Genomic DNA, 21,627 nt, shown 5'->3' with positions numbered 1-21,627 from the left:
AACACAGCGTTTATCAGGCGGATGTACCCGCTAGTTTAACAAATTTTGCACGTGCTGGGTGTGTTATGACATTTACTTACATGCTATTTTGTCAATATTGGGATTGATTAATGTAAAATACCGCTATTAATCCTGCACACTCAAGCGTCTTCGATTTTTCTCAAGCGTTTTTGCACCAATACCTTTCACCTTTGCTAACTCATCTACTGTTTTGAACTCACCGAACATTTCACGATATAAAATAATCGCCTGTGCTTTACTACTGCCAATACCATTTAGCGATACCAGCTCGCCTTCACTGGCACGATTGATATTTACGGTGGCTTCATCTCGTGCCTGTATTTTGACATTTTCTTGTGCCAACAGATAAGCGTAAGCACGCTGAGGATTGTCAAAACAGGGAGCAGCGTGGGCATTATTAAGCATCAGCAGAGCACATAAAAGACCGAAAATAGTCATTGCTATGTAGCTGCTAGGCAAAATATAGCTGCGAGACGAAATTTTATGATGAGCGTTCATGTTGTTTCGCCGCTTCCCACAATGCATCCATTTCGGTTATATCGCTGTCCTCCAAACGCTTACCGCTTAATGCTAATTGCTCCTCAATATAACCAAAACGTGATTTAAACTTGTGCACGCAGGTTAAGGTAGCGGCTTCTGCATCAAGGTTCAGTTTGCGTGCGACATTGACGAGCGCAAACATGCAATCACCTAATTCCTTTTCGACCTCTCTGATATTGTCTTTAATCTCGACTATAGATTTATCTGTTAGCTCATGCTTTAGCTCGGCAATCTCTTCGTCTAGCTTTTCGACGGCACCAGCGATACCGTCCCAATCAAAACCCAGCGTTGACGCTTTTTTTTGCACATCTTGTGCCTGCATTAAGGCACTACCCGCTTTCACTTGATCTAAGCGACGTTTTGACTTACCACGTGCCTCGCGTGCCTGCTGCTCTTCCGCTTTGATTTCATCCCAGCGTATTTTTACTGCCGCATCGTCCTTGAGCGTTTCGGCTTCAAATACATGCGGGTGACGGCGAACCAACTTCTCTTGTAAGGTCGTAATGACATCACTCATATCAAAGCGCCCTTGCTCAGCGTACATCTGACAATGAAAGACCACTTGTAACAGGACATCTCCCAGCTCGCCTTTGATATCATCATCATCATCGCTTTGCACCGCTTCACCCAGCTCGTAGGCCTCCTCAATAGCATAAGGAATAAGGCTATGGTTGGTCTGTTTCCTATCCCACGGACAATCTGCTCGTAGACGAGCCATCAACGCTAATAAATCATCAAACTCACCGCTAGCCTCTGGTGTGCCTTGCACGGGCTTAGGTATGGTTACTTTATTGTCTAAAATACTCATAGGAAATACTCTTATATCTTATTTATCATGCCATTGTTTAGCTTGGTATAGCGTATAGTTTATCATTCTCGTACGTCAGTGTAGTACGAGGCTTAGTAATCAATCAGCATAAACCTGCGTTATACATATCGACATGTATCTAACTCATTGAGCAGCTAATGTATCATTGAACCCTGATTGGCTTATAATTATGCTATCTACTTTCTTATTTTATCATTGCTCATGCGCAAGGAATTTTATCATTATGTCGACTTCTGCGACCACCAGTTATCAGCCCGCCACGGAATTCAATGCTATCACCATCAACTCGTTTAAAGCTTATGATATACGCGGTGAGCTTGGCGTCAATCTCGATGAAGACATCGCCTACCGTATTGGTCGGGCTTTTGCTCAGATTTTATATCAGCGCTATCAGGTATCTGATCAGATCCAAAACAATGATATGGCAGACCTAAAACCAGCTATCGTCATTGGTAGTGATATTCGCCACTCTAGTGAGCAATTAAAACAAGCCGCTATCAAAGGCATCGTTGATGCAGGCGTCGACGTCATAGATTTGGGCATGAGTGGTACGGAAGAGGTTTACTTTGCTACCAGTTATTATCAGGCACTGGGCGGTATAGAAGTCACGGCAAGCCACAACCCTATCAACTACAATGGTTTAAAACTGGTCAAAGAGCATTCAAAACCAATCAGTGCGGATGATGGTTTGGCGGAGATTCAGGCATTGGCAGAATCAGGACAATTTACCGCTAATAATCAATCAGGACAGTTGCAATTATTGACTGATAAAAGTGCTTATATCGATCATGTTATGACTTTTATTAATGTTGATAAATTAAAGCCGCTTAAGCTCATTATTAACTCTGGTAATGGCAGCGCAGGTCCAGTCGTTGACTTGTTAATCAATAGACTGACGCAAGCTGACGCACCCATTGAAATTATCAAATTGCATCATACGCCTGATGGTAGCTTCCCCAATGGTATCCCCAATCCAATGATTGAAGCCAATAGACTGGCGACTCAGCAAGCCGTGCTAGAAAACAAAGCGGATCTTGGTATTGCCTTTGATGGTGACTTTGATCGCTGCTTTTTGTTTGATGAAAATGGATCGTTTATTGATGGTAGCTACATCGTCGGTATGCTCGCTCAAGCTTTTCTGAATAAGTATCCAAACGAGTCCATTGTTTATGATCCACGCGTCATATATAACACGGAAGCAGTGATAGAAGAACATAATGGTAAGGCTGTCATTAGTAAATCTGGGCACTCATTTATTAAACAAGTCATGCGTCATTCAGGTGCGGTCTACGGTGGCGAGATGTCCGCCCATCATTACTTCCGTGACTTTTTCTATTGTGATAGCGGCATGATTCCTTGGCTATTAACCATTGAGCTATTGTCTATCACGGGTAAAACCTTATCAGAATTGGTCACAGGTTATATTCAGTCTTATCCCAGCTCAGGCGAGTTAAATTTTCGCCTCACGACTCATGATGCCCCAACGATCATCAGTGCCATTGAAGAAAAATTTAGTATCGACAATCCAACTAAATCTCTACTTGATGGCTTGAGTCTGAATTTTGGCGAATGGCGCTTTAATTTGCGTGCTTCGAATACTGAACCACTGATTAGATTGAATATCGAAAGTCGCGGCGATCAGATACTATTGTCTGATAAAACTCAAGAAATTTACCAATGGTTAGCGGCAAAAGGGGCAGTACTAGCATAAAGTCACAAAAAAGCTCACTAATCATGATTAGCGAGCTTTTTTAATAATGAAGAACTTCAATAACATTATTTAGATCGACCAATGCCCACATAGTCGCCTACTAAGCGATCAATTTGCGATCGAGTAAAGGTATTTTGCGCATCAAATACTGGCATGGCTTGCTGATTGATTTTATCAATATCCAATCGATCTCGTGGCGACCAACTGATCAAAAAAACTGCCTGAGCATCATTGATTCTTTGATAAGGACTGCTGGTTAACTCAAGTAAAGGTTGTTGTTCGTACAGTGCAGCAAGCTCACCTTGTGCCTTATCACTATAGACCAGTGTACGGATATTATAAGACCAGAGCAATGCTAATAACGGATGGATGGCTGAGCCTGCGGTACGGCCTGAGCCTGCTTTATAGCTGCCGCCCCAAATCATGACAGTTTTATTATCAATGAAACCATCAAAATACTGCCAAAATTTGCGAAATATCAGCTCTTTTTGGTCTTCGTTAATATGCACGATAGACTGTAAAAGAGGCATGTCTAAACTGTGTATTTTACTCGACTGCTGTAACTTAGCCAGCTCGGTAGGTAGTGTATTACCGCCAAACCCCCACCCTGCCTGTAGATAGCTACTGCCTACGCGCTCATCCAATCCCATAATACGACTCACCTGACTGATATCCACCTGCTGGCTATCCGCCAAGCGTGACATTTCATTCATAAAGCTTACTCGGGTCGCGAGCATCGCCATAATACTACTACGCGCAAACTCTATCGTTGCGATATCGGCATGATGAGCGGCGCGAGCATGCTGCATTAACGGCTGTAACATCTCTAAATGTTGGTTGCTATCTGCTGTTTTTTCACCCAGCAGCCATAATGCAGGGTTCAACATGGAGTTATAAGCATCACCATCTTGTAAAAATACGAACGGGACATAATAAACCCAAGCGCGCTTTAAACGCTCAGATAGCGCTGAGATAGCCCCTAATTGCTCAATACCACTCATAATCACAGGTAATACCTGTTGGTGACTATGATTAAATGCCCTAATCCAGCTGTCGTCGTTCCATGTTGGCTTAATACTGTCTAAAAACAACCAGTAAAGCGCCACTTTATTTTGATCATCACTATGAATGCTCTGACTGACAACTTGGCTATCACCATGATTTGCCGTTTCATAGTATTGTATTAACGTCTCTGCACTATCTGGCAATGCTTGGCTCATAATGACTTGCTGCTGTACATACATTTGCCATAGCGCTTGCAGATGATGCTCAAAGCTGTATCGCTGTATCTGCTGAGCCAATAGATCCATATCTGCATACAGATGAACGCGTTGACCTAAACTTGCCAGCACTACTGCACTGGTAATCGCTTCGATACTATGGCCAACCAGCACACACACATTGGAACTGGTCAATGTGCTTGATGCAAATTCACTATAAGGCATACGTTGATCGTTTGTAGCAGTCCCCATGAGTGTACCCTTTTACATTATTGATTGATCAGTATTACTAAGACAGTTTTTTAATATGCTGTAATAATTGGTCGGTAGATGTGTCAAATTGGTTGTGAGTCTCTTGCTGCATAGCGTCATGCACAGACTCTGCCATTTGCTTGCCCATCTCAACCCCCCATTGATCAAACGGATTGATATCCCAAATACTGGCCATCACGTAAACCTTATGCTCATAGAGCGCAACCAGCGCACCCAAACTATGAGGCGTTAGCTCATCAATAAGCAAGGTAGTTGATGGTTGATTACCACGGTAATATTTGTATTTATCCGCACTAGATGCCGTTTTTTCATCACTATTCGAGGCATCTGTGACAGCGCCATTGCCAAATGCCAAGACTCGACTTTGCGCTAGGCAGTTTGCTAAAGATAACTCATGTTGTTGTTGTAACGAGGCGTTTTGTACCTCGCCACTATAACGGCGTACACAAGCAATAAAATCACAGGAGACTTGCTGTGTGCCTTGATGTAGTAACTGATAAAAGGCATGCTGAGCGTTTGAACCAATCTCGCCCCATAGAATTGGGCAAGTATCATAATCAATATGGTCGCCGTGCTGAGTGACTGACTTGCCATTACTTTCCATTTCAAGCTGGGTCAAGTAGCTAGGCAGATAGCCTAGCCGTCCATCATAAGGCAATACGGTATGGGCATTCACTTTTAAAAACGTACTGTTCCATACAGCTAGCAGCCCTAGCAATACTGGTAAGTTATCTGCAAAATCCGCCTGTGCAAAATGCTCATCCATACTGTGAGCACCACTTAATAGCTCCCTAAACCCATTCATACCAACACGAATAGCAATGGCTAGCCCAATCGCTGACCACAAAGAAAAACGGCCTCCAACCCACTCCCAAAGCTCTAATTGATGCTCAGGATGTATCCCCCAAACGCTCATCTTTTCACTATTGGCTGATATTCCAATAAAGTGCCGACGCAACACACTGTCTTCAGTACCCGCACGCAGCGTCGCCGTCGCAAGCAACCATGACAGTGCAGTTTTAGCATTTGATAAAGTATCAACCGTACCAAAAGACTTAGAAGAGATGATAAATAAAGTGGTCTCAGGATTTAAGTGTTTTAACAGATTATCAAGCTGAGTGCCGTCCATATTAGAGACGAAGTGCACATCGATGTCCGTGTCTGCCCATTCATCAAGCGCAGCAGTTGCCATAAGAGGCCCAAGATCAGAGCCGCCAACGCCAATATTAACCACATCCGTAATGGCCTTACCTGAGAACCCTCGCCATATGCCACTACGGACACGTTCGGATAATCTCGCTACCTGTGCCAAACTATGATGTACATCGGCAACCACATTTTGCTCACCAACTTGTAGCTCTGCATTCTCAGGCAGACGTAGTGCTGTATGTAAGGCCGCACGTTCTTCACTGTTATTGACCATCGCGCCTTGTAGTAACGAGTCAATACGAGCATCCAGCTCACAACTATCGGCCAAACTCAGTAAGTTAGACAATACTGTCTGATCGATACGCTGCTTACTAAAGTCCATATACAGCGCACCAGCCTGCACACTGAAATGTTTAGCGCGCTTGTCATCTTGCGCAAATAACTGTGCAAGCGACCATGGGTGCTTTGCAAGCGTCTGCAGTTGCTGCCAGTATTTAGAATGTCGAGCACTGCTATATGCCTTATCGTCCTTTATGTTATCCATCGCTATTTATCATCTGCTAATTGCTGCTCGGCAAAATAGATAAACGCTTGCATATACGAACGCATGTCACCGGCATCATAACTAGCACCACGCATCGTTGTGACATTTACACCATATTCGTTAATAAGTGCATCAATAGCATCAGTCAGTTGAATCTCACCACCGACTGAGGCTTGCGTATTGGCTAAGTAATCAAAAATTTGATTGCTAAATACATAACGCCCTACGACAGCTAGGTTTGAAGGTGCTTCTACTAGACTGGGTTTTTCTACAAAACCTGCAACGCTAAAGCTAGCATTCACATCTGCTTGGTCATTCATATCACTATTCTCACTGAGTTTAGCGATACCATACTTATGCACGTCTTCGTCTGCTACGTTATCAACCAATATCTGTGAATGACCATCTGTAGCAAAGGCATCTAGCATAAAGGCCAAATTATCAACAGCCATGTCAGTAGTAAACGGATCAAGCACGACATCAGGCAATAATACGGCAAAGTCATGTTCACCGATAATTGGGCGCGCCGCCAATACCGCGTGACCTAAACCTAGTGCCTTGCCTTGACGTATCATTGATACTGTTACATCCTCTGGTAGCCAGTTTAAGCTATCAGCCAGCTCATCTTTACCTTTGTGACGTAATTGATGATCTAGCTCAGCATTGATATCAAAGTAGTTTTCAATCGCACTTTTTTGCGCATGACCGACCAAGACGATGTGCTTGATACCCGCAGCAATGGCTTCTTCGACCACGTAATGGATGGCAGGACGATTGCCAAGCGGTAACAACTCTTTTGGTACAGACTTAGACAATGGCAGCATACGTGTACCAAAGCCTGCGACAGGAATAACGGCGTGAGTGATTTTTTTCATAATAAGAAGACTGTTTCAAGAAAATAGGTTGGGTATAATAATGTTAACTTAGCAAATACTTAGTAGATATCATAGCGATTTGGATGTGTACCTTGTTAATATCAAACGGCTCAGCATATATACAAAACTTATCAGTTCAAGAACCCTGAATCAAAAATTACGAACTATATCATTCAAAATAACATGTTTATGAAAACTGATACAATCTTTATGAGTAATGGCTAATATTTTGCTTTTCATAAAATTTTCAGACATAAAAAAGACACCCCATTGTAGGAGTGCCTTCATATGATATCAAGATAGACTGGTCATTAACGACTCAATCTATGCACTGATTTACCAACCAGTAACTTCTTTTAGCTTCTCACCAAGCTTAGATGGGTCACGTGTATACGCGATACCAGCATCTTCAAACGCTTTGAACTTCTCTTCAGCAGTACCTTGACCACCAGAGATAATAGCGCCAGCATGACCCATACGCTTGCCTTCTGGAGCAGTAACACCAGCGATATAACCAACAACTGGCTTAGTTACATGGTCTTTGATGTAAGCAGCAGCTTCTTCTTCAGCAGTACCACCGATCTCACCGATTAGGATGATCGCTTCAGTCTGTGGATCCGCTTCGAACAATTTCAATGCGTCAATCTGGTTCATACCAGGGATAGGATCACCACCGATACCGATACACGTTGACTGACCAAAACCAAGCTTAGTTGTCTGAGCGACGGCCTCATAAGTCAAAGTACCAGAGCGTGAGATGATGCCCACTTTACCTGGCTGATGGATGTGGCCTGGCATGATGCCGATTTTGCATTCGCCTGGCGTGATAACACCTGGGCAGTTAGGACCAACCAAACGTACATCGCCAGCTTCTTCAAGATAGCGTTTTGCTTTTAGCATATCGATAGTTGGTACGCCTTCAGTGATCACAACGATCAATTTAACGCCAGCATCGATGGCTTCAACGATAGAATCTAGTACAAATGGTGCTGGTACATAGATAACAGAAGCGTCAGCTTGAGTCGCTTCCATGGCTTCCGCCATGGTGTTAAATACTGGTAGGCCTAGGTGCGTTTGACCGCCTTTACCTGGGGTTACGCCGCCAACTACTTTGGTGCCGTATTCGATGGCTTGTTCTGAATGGAACGTACCGTTTTTACCAGTGAAACCTTGTACCAATACTTTGGTATCTTTATCGATTAATACACTCATTATATTTTCCTTGTATTCGGTTGTCTTGTAATGATGGCAGCATGCGTCGGCTGTCATTAGCCTTTCAATATGCCACTGCCGTCATTACGCTTTGGCTATTACGCTTTAACAGCGTCGACAATTTTTTGCGCAGCGTCAGAAAGACCTTGAGCTGAAATCAGTTTTAGACCTGACTCTTCTAGGATCTGCGCGCCTTTCTCAGCGTTGTTACCTTCTAAACGCACGACCACAGGAACTTGCACATCAACTTCTTTTACTGCAGCGATAATCGCTTCTGCAATCATGTCACAGCGTACGATGCCGCCGAAGATGTTGATCAATACGCCTTCAACGCTGCTGTCTTCAAGGATAATCTTGAACGCTTCAACAACGCGATCTTTGGTTGCGCCGCCGCCAACGTCCAAGAAGTTAGCAGGCTTTCCGCCATACAGTTTGATGATGTCCATGGTCGCCATGGCAAGACCAGCACCGTTAACCATACAACCGATGTTGCCTTCTAGAGCAACATAGTTTAGGTCAAACTCAGCCGCTTTAAGCTCACGCTCATTTTCTTGAGTTTTATCTTGTAGCGCTGCGATTTTTGGCAGACGATATAGAGCGTTCGAATCGATGCCGATTTTACCATCAACACAAACGATTTCGCCATTTTCACGGACAGCTAATGGGTTGATTTCCATGAGTGCAAAGTCATTTTCAACAAATGCTTTATAGGCGCCAGTCATCAATTTAACAAATTGATTGATTTGCTTGCCTTCAAGACCAAGTTTGAACGCAACGTCGCGCGCTTGGAAAGGCATTAGACCAACCAAAGGGTCAACGTGTACTTTGAAGATTTTTTCTGGTGTGTTGTGTGCTACTTCTTCGATATCTACGCCGCCTTCGGTAGATGCCATGAAGGTTACACGACGAGTCGCACGATCAACTACTGCGCCAAGATATAGCTCAGTTTGTACTGGATACATATCTTCTGCAACCAATACGAAGTTGACTGGCTGACCATCAGCGTCAGTTTGGAACGTTACTAGGTTAGTACCGATCAGCTCTTCAGCAACTTGCTTGGCTTCTGCACGAGTTTTAACCAGCTTTACACCGCCCGCTTTACCACGGCCGCCAGCATGTACCTGCGCCTTGATTACCGCAATGTCAGTTGGGGTTTTATCAAAAGCTGCAGCAGCTTCGTCGCCATTATGAGCGATGATGCCTTCTTGAATTGGCAATCCGTAGCTTTTTAATAGCTCTTTTGCTTGATACTCATGTAAATTCATTGATTGTATCCTTTATTTTTTACAATTAATAAAAAGTGAAATCAAGTGCGCACATATACATATGAATCATACGTCTGACGCACTCATGATTGTGGCATCACCAAAATAGCGATACCCCAATCAGGTTGTAAATCGATAATAATTAAACAAGCAACTACTTATTTCTTACGCTTTTTGCGCTGGATAGCGTGAATAGCACGGCCATCTGCAGATAGCGCAGCTTCATGCACTGCTTCTGAAATCGTTGGATGCGCAAACGTCATCAACTGCAAGTCTTCGATACTAGAGACAAACTCCATCGCGATCATACCTTGATGAACGATATCACCAGCACCAGCAGAGATAGCATGCATACCTAATAGACGATCTGTCTTAGCATCGGCAACGACTTTGATAGAACCTTGCGCTTCACTTTGCGCTAATGCACGACCGTTAGCAGCTAAGTTGAAAGAACCTGTTTTAACTTCATAGCCAGCTTCTTCAGCTTCTTGCTCAGTCAAACCTACCCATGCGATTTCTGGGTGAGTATAAATGACATTGATGATAGTGTCATAGTTAACTTGAGGTTTTTCGCCATGAATACGCTCAACCGCCATCATGCCCTCTTCCATTGCTTTATGCGCAAGCATAGGACCACGGACCAAATCACCGATAGCATACACGCCATCAAGGTTGGTTTTGCACTGGTCATTGACATCGATAAGGCCACGTTCAGTTAACGTGATACCGCTCTCCTCACCAAGTAGCTTTTCAGAATAAGCACGGCGACCAACACAAACGATTAGCTTATCAAAGCTCTCCTCGCTCGATTCGCCATTGCTTTCGCTAGTGACGACAACTTGGTCACCTTGAACTTCAGCATTGGTTACTTTGGTATCAACGCGGATATCAAGACCTTGCTTTTTGAGCATTTTGCCAGCTTCTTTTGAGATGTCTTTGTCAGCAGCAGCTAGGAAACTAGGAAGCGCTTCATATACCACTACTTCTGCACCTAGACGACGCCATACTGAACCAAGCTCAAGACCGATAACACCAGCACCGATAACGCCTAGACGCTTAGGAACTGAGGTGAAATCAAGCGCGCCAGTTGAATCAACAATACGGTCGCCGTCAGTTTTGGCAACAGGGATTTCGATAGGCACAGAACCTGCCGCAAGAATAACATTCTTAGCAGTGATCGTGGTTTCGCTTTCGTCTTCTAGAGCAGTAAATTTGACTTTTTTGTCAGCGCCTTTGCCGTCAACTAAAGTACCCCAGCCTTGTAGCCAGTCAACACCGTTGCCTTTTAACAAGGCTGCAACACCGCCAGTCAACTGCTTAACGATGCCTTCTTTACGAGCAATCATTTGCTCAATATCAATGGCAACATCGCCAGTACTGATACCGTGCTCATCAAGGTCATGCTTAGTTGCTTCATAACGATGTGAGCTGTCAAGCAAGGCCTTTGATGGGATACAACCAACGTTTAAGCAAGTACCGCCAAGTGCTGGCTCACCTTTATAAACGCGCTTTTCGATACAAGCAACACTCATACCGAGCTGGCCTGCACGAATAGCTGCTTCGTAACCACCAGGACCGCCGCCGATGACGACTAAATCATAATTGTCTTTCATAGTACGTTCCTATTTTTAATTGTATGTGTCATTTAAACTGGTTTTTGTCTCGCTGATAGATCAGCGTTATCCACACTGAATAGTTAATACACCATGTCAGTGAGATAGACTCACTTGTCAATAGCAAGTCACCATTATTAAATTCTTTTTTAATATAATTAGCAGCAAATCAATTGCTGCTTATCAGGTAGAGCTATTGTCTGTACCAAAGCTAAAAAGCTTGTATTAGCGGTTGCCAATACAAGCTTAGAAGCTTACAGGTCTAGTAGTAGCATTGCAGGGTCTTCGACCAACTCTTTGATAGTTACTAGGAACTGTACCGCTTCTTTACCATCGATCATACGATGGTCATAAGATAACGCTAGGTACATCATTGGTAGGATTTCAACTTTACCATCAACTGCCATTGGGCGATCATTGATCGCATGCATACCTAGGATAGCAGTTTGGGGTGGGTTCAAGATAGGTGTTGACATCAATGAACCAAATACACCACCGTTAGAGATAGTGAAAGTACCACCAGTCATATCTTCTAGACCAAGTTTACCTTGCTGTGCTTTACTGCCAAACTCACGGATTGTGCTTTCAACATCAGCCATGCTCATGCGATCAGTATCACGTAATACTGGAACAACCAGACCGCGGTCTGAAGATACGGCTACACCGATATCATAAAAACCATGATAAACAATGTCATCACCGTCTAGTGACGCATTAACTGCTGGAAAGCGTTTCAGTGCTTCAGTTGCTGCTTTTACGAACAATGACATAAAGCCTAAACGTACACCATGACGCTTTTCGAATTTCTCTTTGTACTTAGCGCGCATGTCCATCAATGGCTTCATGTTCACTTCGTTAAACGTCGTCAACATCGCTGTATCTTGTGATGCTGATAATAGACGCTCAGCAACACGCTTACGTAAACGAGTCATTGGTACGCGTTTTTCCGTACGCTCACCCATTGATTCGGCCACAGGACGACCGTTGTCAGACTTAATGCTGCTGTCTGATTTCAATGTTGGGTTAGCCATATCAGTTTTGGTGACACGACCACCGCGGCCACTACCTTCAACTTCTTTAGGATCAACGCCAGACTCTTTTGCCGCTTTACGGACTGCTGGGCTTTGATCTTTGTGTTCTGCTTCATCTTTTTTGTCAGTGACTTGTACTGGCTCGCCACCATCAGCCGCTTGCTCTTCTCGTGCTGGAGCAGCTGACTGCTCTGCAGCTGGTGCTACATCGCCTGCACTTGCACCGGCTTCAAACTGTGCAATCAACTCGTCAGATAATACAGTATCGTCAACTTGCTTAACGATTTTAGTCAATACACCATCATCAGGTGCGACAACTTCTAGTACCACTTTATCAGTTTCGATTTCAGCTAATAGGTCGTCACGGCTAACTTGTTGACCTTCAGTGACATGCCATTCAACGATTGTGCCATCGGCAACCGATTCTGGAAAAACGGGGGCTTTGATGTCAGCCATCGATATACTCCTTAGATTTGGATATTCATACTTATTATTAAGTCGTGATAGGCAGTCAGTAGCATTCTAGTGATGCTACTTAGATTGTACTAAAAGATACTGACTGTCATCGCCTGATTCATTTATCTTCTATAGTCTTTCGATTAGATAATCTGTTACTGAGATAACTCATCAACACTGATACCAAGACCACCAGCAATTAATGCTTGTTGCTGCTGTGCATGCAGTTTTGGTGATCCTGTTGCAGGTGCTGCACTAGCAGGACGTGCCACGGGCTCCATAACTTTTGCTTTGGTTGGATGTGGTACAACGATACGGAACATATGCGGTGCTAAGTAATACCAAGCGCCTTGATTCAATGGCTCTTCTTGCGTCCATACAATCTCAGCTAGGTTGCTGTATTTTTCGATCTCAGCGACCAAACGTTGCTCTGGTAGCGGATATAGCTGCTCGATACGAACGATAGCAACATGATCGAGACCTAGTGCACGACGCTGTTCTAGTAGATCGTAATAAACCTTACCACCACATAGCACCATACGAGTCACTTTATCTGCGTTGTGATCGTCCATCTCTGGCAATACCGTTTCAAACTTACCGTTAGCAAGCTCTTCTAGATTAGAAGTCGCTAGCTTATGACGCAATAAGCTCTTCGGTGACATAACGATCAACGGCTTACGAATTGGACGTACGGCCTGACGACGTAGGGCATGGAAAATCTGCGCTGGCGTGGTTGGCGTAATCACCTGCATGTTGTCTTCAGCACACAACTGTAAGAAACGCTCAAGACGTGCTGATGAATGCTCAGGGCCTTGACCTTCAAAGCCGTGTGGCAATAGCATGGTTAGACCGCACACGCGCTGCCATTTGGTTTCGCCACTTGAGATGAACTGGTCAATCACGACCTGTGCACCGTTAACGAAGTCACCAAACTGAGCTTCCCAAACGATCAAGGCGTTCGGTACTGTCGTAGCATAACCATATTCAAAGGCCAATACCGCTTCTTCTGACAACAACGAGTTGTAAGTAGCGAAACGTGCTTGGTTCTCGCTCAAATGAGCAAGTGGCACATACATGCTGCCATCATTAACGTTGTAGATTTCAGTATGACGATGTGAGAATGTACCACGGCCGACATCTTCACCAGTAATACGTACTAAGACATCATCGTTATCAACTAATGACGCATAGGCTAATGTCTCAGCGGCACCCCAGTTAAGAGGTTCTTCGCCTGTTTGCATCGCTAAACGCTGCTCAACAACCTTTTGAACCTGACGCTGTAGCTTGTAGCCTTCTGGCATCTCAGCCATACGGCGTCCATAACCTTTAAGCTTTTCGATATCAACACTGGTATCCCAATCGTCAACCAAGTCATGACCTAGATAAGGCTTCCAATCTACAAATAACTGCTCGTTAGGCTCTTGGACCAGTGAGCTGACAACGTAATCGCCACGGTCTAAAGATTCACGATAATTATCTTCATACTGTTTTTCTTCTTCAGCATTTAAGATACCTTCTGCGATGAGCTTTTGTGCATAAAGGGTACGTGTCGTTGGTAGTTTCTTAATAACCGCATACATCAATGGCTGAGTGGCTGAAGGCTCATCTGCCTCGTTGTGACCGTTGCGACGGTAGCAGAATAAGTCAATAATGATGTCTTTATCAAACTGATGACGATAGTCTAAGGCTAATTGGGCCGCGAAAACGACTGACTCAGGATCATCACCATTCACGTGTAGGATTGGTGCATGTACCATTTTTGCCACATCAGTACAATATTCAGTTGAACGAACATCTTCTTGACGGCTAGTGGTAAAGCCAACTTGGTTGTTGATAACGATATGTACAGTACCACCAGTGGTATAAGCACGAGTCTGTGACATTTGGAAGGTTTCTTGAACCACACCCTGACCAGCAAAAGCCGCATCACCATGGACAACGATCGGTAATACTGAGTTGCCACCAGTGTTGTCCAATGACGGCTGATCATTACGGCGCACTTGGCGTGCACGTACTGAACCTTGCAATACTGGTGCAACGATTTCAAGATGCGACGGGTTAAAGGCTAAAGCCAAATGCGCTTCACCACCTGGGGTCATCACGTTAGATGAAAAACCATTGTGATATTTAACGTCGCCTGAGCCTTTTTCTGGCTGCACTTTACCATCAAACTCATCAAACAAGTCTGCAGGGTTTTTACCCAAAATATTGACCAACAAGTTTAGACGTCCACGGTGAGCCATACCAATGACCATCTCTTTTGTGCCATAGCCACCAGCACGTTGGATGATTTCATTGACTGCAGGTATAAAGCTCTCACCACCTTCTAGACCAAAACGCTTAACGCCTGTATATTTACGCGCTAAATATTTTTCTAGACCTTCGGCCGCTGTTAAACGCTCAAGGATAGACAAACGCTTTTCTTTATCGAACTTGATATAGCCTAAATTGCTTTCTACATACTCTTCCATCCAGCGTTTTTCAGTGCTGGTGGTCACATGCATATATTCAATACCGATATGGCGGCAGTAAACACGTTCCATGATCTCGATAATTTCACGTAATGGTGCTTCGTCTTTACCGATCACTAAATCATTGGTTGGGAATACAGTATCAAGGTCGGCTTCTGATAGGTTGTGATAAGCGAGAGTCAGATCTTCCACTTCTGCACGTGGATGTAAGTTCAAAGGATCTAGTTTGGCGCGGCGATGACCACGGCGACGGTATGCTGAGATGAGTTGCTGTACACCCATTTGCTTTGGATCAGTACAGTGGTCTGAATTGCTACTACTTGTCCCAGTACTTTCGTTACTAGTTTTGTTCGCCGTTTGATTGCGAGCAAGTAACAAAAATTGATCTTTAATAGCATTATGCTGAGCATCATTTGACGATTTGTACTGTTCGAAGTACGCTTGCCAATCTGTGTCAACACTATCAGGGTCAGTTAGGTATTGCTCATAAAGAGCTTCTATATAGCTGGCATTATCGGCGGCCAGTTCAGTGTGTCCTTGGTCCGCTTTTTCTTTGGTTATACTATTCATAATAATCGTCTATTTGATAGATAAATGAATGGAATCGTGCTTATTATGGTGTCAGTCGTTGTATGCTAGGCGTTCAGACAATTCGTCATACCCCATTGAATACGGTCCGATAAAACACTTTTATCCCTAAGTATTGCCGTCACTATAGAATATTGCTGTCATTGTCTAAAAGAGCAAGTAATGCTAAATAGTGATAACAAGTCTTATTGCAACACCTATGTTAAAAATAAATTTATTTGTGAACACTCAGTTTTCTGATCTGGCTCGTTTCACAACATTAATTTATATATACTTCTTTTAGCCATAACCAATTCATCAATGATAAATTGTTAATCTTTCAGCTAGCCTATAAACTGGCTATTATCGCTGAAATATCCGCTATTTGCTAACAAATCTTATCGTTTCAGATAAACATACATTGCTGTATAGAATATCATGAGCACTTTTTGCGATATAGTTTGTTTGTTCAATACTAAGTATTTACATAATGAATATCTATTATCAATTATAGAAGCATCGTTATTGTATACATAACGTTTTATTGTATTAATGCAATAGCCCGTATAGACGCTACTTCTAATGTACCCAAAACAAACTTCGCAATGTTTGATCAAGTTCAGGATGCAATTATACCAAACTTTACTTGTATCTGATTGTATAGATTGACTGTTTATATAATATGTTTTCTTACATATGACCAACGTATCGTCTATACAGACTTACGGATAGACTAACGTCCTGTTGTTCACCAATCTACTAGACTTTTTGTTCTACCTATTTGGTATAGGTTATTCATTGCTGCAGACAGAAGCCTACTTCGAACAATAGTGATCAGAAAATTAACACTACAACAATCAGTGATTTTGGCTAACAAAAACACCACCTACGAATAGGTGGTGTTTTTTTATGCCATCAATAATAATCAAAACAATTACAAACCATTAACCAGCTTGATCAATCAACATATTACGTAAATGACCGATCGCCTTGGTTGGGTTCAAGCCTTTCGGACAAACTGACACACAGTTCATAATACCGCGGCAACGGAATAGACTAAACGGATCGTCTAGACGCGCCAAACGTGCTTGCGTGTCACCATCACGGCTATCAGCAACAAAGCGATACGCATGTAGTAATGCTGATGGACCTAAGAACTTATCAGGGTTCCACCAAAAAGATGGGCAGCTCGTTGAGCAGCATGCACACAGAATACATTCATACAGACCATTTAGTTTTTCACGCTCAGCAGGAGACTGCAAACGCTCAGTTGGCGGTGCTGGCTGATCATTGATTAAGTACGGATGTACTTTTTCGTATTGCTCGTAGAATTGGTTCATATCAACAACCAAGTCACGAACCACTGGCAAACCAGGTAACGGACGAACGGTTACTTTTTCTGGTAGCGTGTTCATGTTGATTAGACATGCTAGACCATTTTTGCCGTTGATGTTCATGCCATCAGAACCACAAATACCTTCGCGGCAAGAGCGGCGGAAAGTGATTGTTTCATCTTCTTTCTTTAGGCGTAATAGCACGTCAAGCAACATACGATCTGAATCAAGTAGTTCAATCGTATAAGTTTGCATGCGTGGGGCTGCGTCCACATCAGGATCGTAGCGATAGATTTCGATGGTGCGAGTACCTCGGCTCATAATGCTAAACTCCACACGTAGGTGATGGCGGGCATACAAAGATTGCAACATGTGAGTGCTGGCTATCAATCACTACTGATAATCAAATATCGAATATCAATTAATAGCCTAGTAGCACTCCTATGAGCATGTAGCTGGCGGTCACCTTTTTAATAAATTAATAAGGGATAAAACGTTTAAGCTTTCTGTTTATATCGAGCGCATAGTCTAAAATTAATAGACGCGAACTTTTGGTTCGATATAATCAACAGTCAGTGGCACTTTGCGAACTGGTTTGTAAATGATACGGTTGCCTTCAGAATACCATAAAGTATGCTTCATCCAATCGTGGTCATTACGACCGTTTGGTGCGTAGTCATCATCTTCTGGACGATCATAATCAGAGACACTATGCGCGCCGCGGCTTTCGTGGCGACTAGCAGCTGATATCATCGTTGCTTTTGCTACTTCGTATAGGTTTGCCACTTCGAACGCTTCGATACGAGCAGTGTTGAAGACTTGTGATTTATCACCCAAATGAATTTGTTCGACTTTCTCACCCAGCGCTAAAATTTTCTCAACGCCTTCATCCATCATGGCTTGCGTACGGAATACACTGGCATGTGTCTGCATGGTGGCGCGAATCTCATCAGCCACGTCTTGTGCATTGTAGCCTGATGTTGATTGCTGCAATTTGTTTAAACGACCAACCGTGATGTCAAGTACATGCGGATCAAGTGGTTTGTAGTTATGATCGTTTTGATGGAACTCATCAACGATGTGCTTACCAGCAGCACGACCAAACACGACCAAATCAAGTAGTGAGTTGGTACCCAAACGGTTGGCACCATGCACACTCACGCACGCACATTCACCAATAGCATATAGGCCTTTAACGACGTTACCATTAGCATATAAACCGTCTTCATCAGTACCCGCTTCTAGATCCGGCACGATTACCTGACCATGGATAGTGGTTGGAATACCACCCATCATGTAGTGAATGGTTGGAATCACTGGGATAGGTTCTTTAGTAATGTCAACGTTGGCAAAGTTTTTACCGATCTCAAATACTGACGGTAGACGCTTCATGATAGTGTCAACACCCAAATGCGTCATATCCATGACGATATGGTCGGCATTCGGGCCACAACCACGACCTTCTTTGATTTCTTGGTCCATAGAACGCGATACTAGATCACGTGGTGCCAAGTCTTTCACGGTTGGCGCATAACGCTCCATGAAAGCTTCGCCATCTTTGTTACGCAAGATAGCGCCTTCACCACGGCAACCTTCAGTTAGTAGTACACCTGCACCATGAACGCCCGTTGGATGGAATTGCCAGAACTCCATATCCTGTAGTGGGATACCAGCGCGAACTGCCATGCCAATACCGTCACCAGTATTGATATAAGCGTTGGTAGAAGCGGCAAAAATACGACCTGCACCACCTGTTGCTAGGACAGTTACTGGTGCTTGGAATACCGCAACAGTACCTGTCTCTTGCTCAAGGGCGATAACACCGTTGATGTTACCCGCTTCGTCTTTGATCAAGTCAAGCGCAATCCACTCGATGAAGAACTCAGTACCTTGCTGTAGGTTTTTCTGATATAACGTGTGCAGTAGTGCGTGACCTGTACGGTCAGCAGCAGCACAAGCACGTTGTACCGCTTTTTCGCCATAGTTCGACGTATGACCGCCGAATGGACGCTGATAAATCGTACCGTCTTCGTTACGGTCAAACGGCATGCCCATGTGCTCAAGCTCATAGACTACCTTTGGCGCTTCACGGCACATATACTCGATAGCGTCTTGGTCACCTAACCAATCTGACCCTTTAACGGTATCATAAAAGTGAAAGTGCCAGTTGTCATTGCTCATGTTGCCCAAACTTGCACCGATACCACCCTGAGCGGCAACCGTGTGCGAACGTGTTGGGAATACTTTGGTCAGGACTGCAACCTTCATACCCGCTTCCGCTAAGTGCAATGAAGCGCGCATACCTGAACCACCGCCACCAACGATAACTGCATCGTAGTTTAGGGTCTTAATATTACTAATGGTATTGTCTTGTCTAGTTGCCATTACGGTTTTCCTAATGCCTGTTAATGCTTATAAGTAAATGAAAAGCGTGTTTTAAAATCTTCTTATTGCAGGTTTAAAGGCTTTTATTTGGCCGTCACATGCACTTATTAAAGAAGATGATATAACAGTCTTTGAACACTTAATTTGCATATCTATCGTTATACTGAACCAAACCTGCTCAACCTTGTTACTCATTCAGCGACAATCTAAATAGTGGGCGCTGTTGGTTCAATGCTATGACTATTTTTGGCTATCAACGGACACTTTTAAACTGCTCTATCAGCTGACATACCAGCTGCGCGCATCCGTTTTATATATAGATACTTATGTCAATATTAAAGCTGGTCACTCAATGACTAAACAGCAACGACACTAAAGCCGTTACCCCAAAAAATCATGATGCCCCAAAATAGAAATACTAAAATAGCGATAATCATCAATGACTGTAGCACTAAACGTAAACCTGCTGCGCTTGAGCCCAGTTTGCCTGTCGTAATATAGTCAGTAAATACTGTCCACATTCCCACCCAAGCATGGCCAGCTAATGCCAGTACAGCAACTAAGCTGAACAAACGCATTGGCAGGCTAGTCATGAAGGATGACCACTCAAGATACGTGACATCGCCATGGGTCAAAAAGAAGCCCAGCAACACCACACTATAAACGGCTAAAACAACAGCACTAATACGCTGAATAATCCAATCGCGTGAGCCTGAACCTGTCAGACCAGTAGCACTTTTGATTCCTGAATCATTTTTAATCATTAGAACATCACCCATATAAATGACGCGACAACTAAAATCGCTGCAATGACAAAACTGACCATAGAGGCGGTACGGCCAGATTTTAGCTCTTCGTTCATGCCCATATCAGCAAATAAATGTTTGATACCCATCACGAAGTGATATGCGATGGCGGCAACAAATATCCATGCTAAAAAGCGCACAAGTACGTTGTCAAATACGGTCTCAAAACTCTCAGGCGATGCCAATGAGTTCTGTAATAGCCACAGCATTACAGGAATTAATAAGAATAAAATAATGCCAGAGATACGATGCAAAATAGAGGCGATTGCGATCGGTGAGCGATTAACGCTAATCACTTGGCTTAGAGGCAGATCAATAGGTCGGTTGCTTTTCACAGCGGGCATCCTTTTTGCGGTTATACTCCTGTATCTGCTATCAACGCTTGACAAAAATGGTGTCAGTTGAGCATCGAGCAACACACGAGACGAATAAAGTAAGGAAGAGCTAGCTGACTTCTTTTAGTTTGTGCTAAATATGAAGAAAGAATCATGTATATAAGGTATTGATAAGCTGTTTAGTGTCGCTTGTCGAGCTGACAGGCCTACAAAACAACCTATCTATTATACAACAAAGAAAATAAACATGAGTAAGATCGACTAACCAGTCTATTTTTATTGGTCGTATGAATAGCCAGACAACGTTAATATGTCTTCTCTATCAAAATAAGCCTTGTGCTGAGCACTAAATACTGGTGCTGAGCATCTAAAAATAGAGCGGTTAACAAGAACATTTAAACCACAGAATTCGGTTTGGTTTATCAAAACACCAGACAATCGTAAATAAGCATGTATAAAGTAAGCTCTAGACAACACTATATCATGACCACTTATCAATTCGCACAAAGCTAGTGCCAGTTAATTCCTACAATTATAAAATGACTGGGCAATAATTACAAATTTATCCCTGAAGTAATGAAGGCACACACTTAATTAACAAACGAATAGATATATGCAATACTAAATGTGGAAAACGCTTACCTCTGACAATTATGATCGGCACTTAACCTGTCTACTGCTCATGCCCTGTCTGTTTTTAGCCTCGTTTTTTACGAAAATTCTGCTGTGTTTTTGCGATAAACCCAAAAATATAACGTCAATATTGACGTTGTAAATATTTTTGATAAACAGAAAGTTTGGCGCAAAATAACCAATCAGACATATTTTGATACAAAAATTACAGCGAACAGCCACCGCTAGGCCGTGCCAATTGGACCCATGGTCAATAAAAGTTTTTTCAAATCACAAGTAATTGCTGCTAATATACCTTGCGTATTAAACGAGTTAAACACATTCTACCGTTTGACCAATGATGACGTGAGGTGTACG

15 protein-coding genes are annotated in these 21,627 nt (G+C 43.3%); 1 reads left to right on the top strand and 14 read right to left on the bottom strand.

Annotated elements, in window-relative coordinates; all coding sequences use genetic code 11:
* Positions 1–126 precede the first annotated feature (126 nt).
* Together I3255_RS01020 and mazG are read right to left on the bottom strand one after the other, a co-directional pair.
* On the bottom strand, positions 127–426 hold the full coding sequence (locus I3255_RS01020) for a helix-hairpin-helix domain-containing protein (protein WP_238036044.1): 300 nt from the start codon (positions 424–426) through the stop codon (positions 127–129).
* Positions 427–502: 76 nt separating this feature from the next.
* Complete coding sequence (gene mazG, locus I3255_RS01015) at positions 503–1,369, bottom strand: nucleoside triphosphate pyrophosphohydrolase (protein ID WP_238036043.1); 867 nt, start codon at positions 1,367–1,369, stop codon at positions 503–505.
* Between the two features lie 244 nt (positions 1,370–1,613).
* Between mazG and I3255_RS01010 the strand changes: the two genes are divergently transcribed.
* Positions 1,614–3,101 (top strand): phosphomannomutase CpsG, encoded by a 1,488-nt coding sequence (locus I3255_RS01010; RefSeq protein ID WP_238036042.1) that lies wholly within the window; start codon positions 1,614–1,616, stop codon positions 3,099–3,101.
* Positions 3,102–3,166: 65 nt separating this feature from the next.
* Here the strand turns inward: I3255_RS01010 and I3255_RS01005 are convergent, their stop codons facing one another.
* From I3255_RS01005 to sdhC, 12 genes are all read right to left on the bottom strand, one after another.
* Complete coding sequence (locus tag I3255_RS01005) at positions 3,167–4,573, bottom strand: UDP-glucose/GDP-mannose dehydrogenase family protein (RefSeq protein WP_238036041.1); 1,407 nt, start codon at positions 4,571–4,573, stop codon at positions 3,167–3,169.
* A gap of 37 nt (positions 4,574–4,610) precedes the next feature.
* A complete protein-coding gene (gene pgi, locus I3255_RS01000) occupies positions 4,611–6,287 on the bottom strand; it encodes a glucose-6-phosphate isomerase (RefSeq protein ID WP_238036040.1) in 1,677 nt (558 codons plus the stop codon).
* 2 nt (positions 6,288–6,289) lie between these two features.
* Positions 6,290–7,162 (bottom strand): UTP--glucose-1-phosphate uridylyltransferase, encoded by an 873-nt coding sequence (locus tag I3255_RS00995; protein WP_238036038.1) that lies wholly within the window; start codon positions 7,160–7,162, stop codon positions 6,290–6,292.
* 336 nt (positions 7,163–7,498) lie between these two features.
* Positions 7,499–8,374, bottom strand: coding sequence for a succinate--CoA ligase subunit alpha (sucD, locus tag I3255_RS00990; RefSeq protein WP_201601740.1), 876 nt, complete (start codon positions 8,372–8,374; stop codon positions 7,499–7,501).
* A 98-nt stretch (positions 8,375–8,472) separates the two neighbouring features.
* Entirely contained in the window at positions 8,473–9,639 is a 1,167-nt protein-coding gene (gene sucC / locus I3255_RS00985) for an ADP-forming succinate--CoA ligase subunit beta (RefSeq protein WP_238036036.1), read from the bottom strand.
* A 158-nt stretch (positions 9,640–9,797) separates the two neighbouring features.
* Positions 9,798–11,252: a dihydrolipoyl dehydrogenase gene (gene lpdA / locus I3255_RS00980; RefSeq protein WP_238036034.1), complete on the bottom strand. Its 1,455-nt coding sequence runs from the start codon at positions 11,250–11,252 to the stop codon at positions 9,798–9,800.
* A gap of 254 nt (positions 11,253–11,506) precedes the next feature.
* Positions 11,507–12,739 (bottom strand): 2-oxoglutarate dehydrogenase complex dihydrolipoyllysine-residue succinyltransferase, encoded by a 1,233-nt coding sequence (gene odhB, locus I3255_RS00975; RefSeq protein WP_238036032.1) that lies wholly within the window; start codon positions 12,737–12,739, stop codon positions 11,507–11,509.
* Positions 12,740–12,894: 155 nt separating this feature from the next.
* Positions 12,895–15,780, bottom strand: a complete 2,886-nt coding sequence (locus tag I3255_RS00970; RefSeq protein WP_238036030.1) for a 2-oxoglutarate dehydrogenase E1 component — start codon at positions 15,778–15,780, stop codon at positions 12,895–12,897.
* A 941-nt stretch (positions 15,781–16,721) separates the two neighbouring features.
* Positions 16,722–17,432, bottom strand: a complete 711-nt coding sequence (locus tag I3255_RS00965) for a succinate dehydrogenase iron-sulfur subunit (protein ID WP_058023969.1) — start codon at positions 17,430–17,432, stop codon at positions 16,722–16,724.
* A 213-nt stretch (positions 17,433–17,645) separates the two neighbouring features.
* Positions 17,646–19,496 (bottom strand): succinate dehydrogenase flavoprotein subunit, encoded by a 1,851-nt coding sequence (sdhA, locus tag I3255_RS00960; RefSeq protein WP_238036028.1) that lies wholly within the window; start codon positions 19,494–19,496, stop codon positions 17,646–17,648.
* 356 nt (positions 19,497–19,852) lie between these two features.
* Complete coding sequence (gene sdhD / locus I3255_RS00955; protein ID WP_227511562.1) at positions 19,853–20,239, bottom strand: succinate dehydrogenase, hydrophobic membrane anchor protein; 387 nt, start codon at positions 20,237–20,239, stop codon at positions 19,853–19,855.
* Between the two features lie 20 nt (positions 20,240–20,259).
* On the bottom strand, positions 20,260–20,646 hold the full coding sequence (gene sdhC / locus I3255_RS00950; protein WP_075105828.1) for a succinate dehydrogenase, cytochrome b556 subunit: 387 nt from the start codon (positions 20,644–20,646) through the stop codon (positions 20,260–20,262).
* Between the last annotated feature and the right edge of the window lie 981 nt (positions 20,647–21,627).

Origin of the sequence: Psychrobacter sp. Ps6 (assembly GCF_022129235.1) — a bacterium.
GTDB lineage: Bacteria > Pseudomonadota > Gammaproteobacteria > Pseudomonadales > Moraxellaceae > Psychrobacter.
Note: the sequence above shows the minus strand (reverse complement) of the source record. Positions and strands in the feature narration are given on the sequence as shown.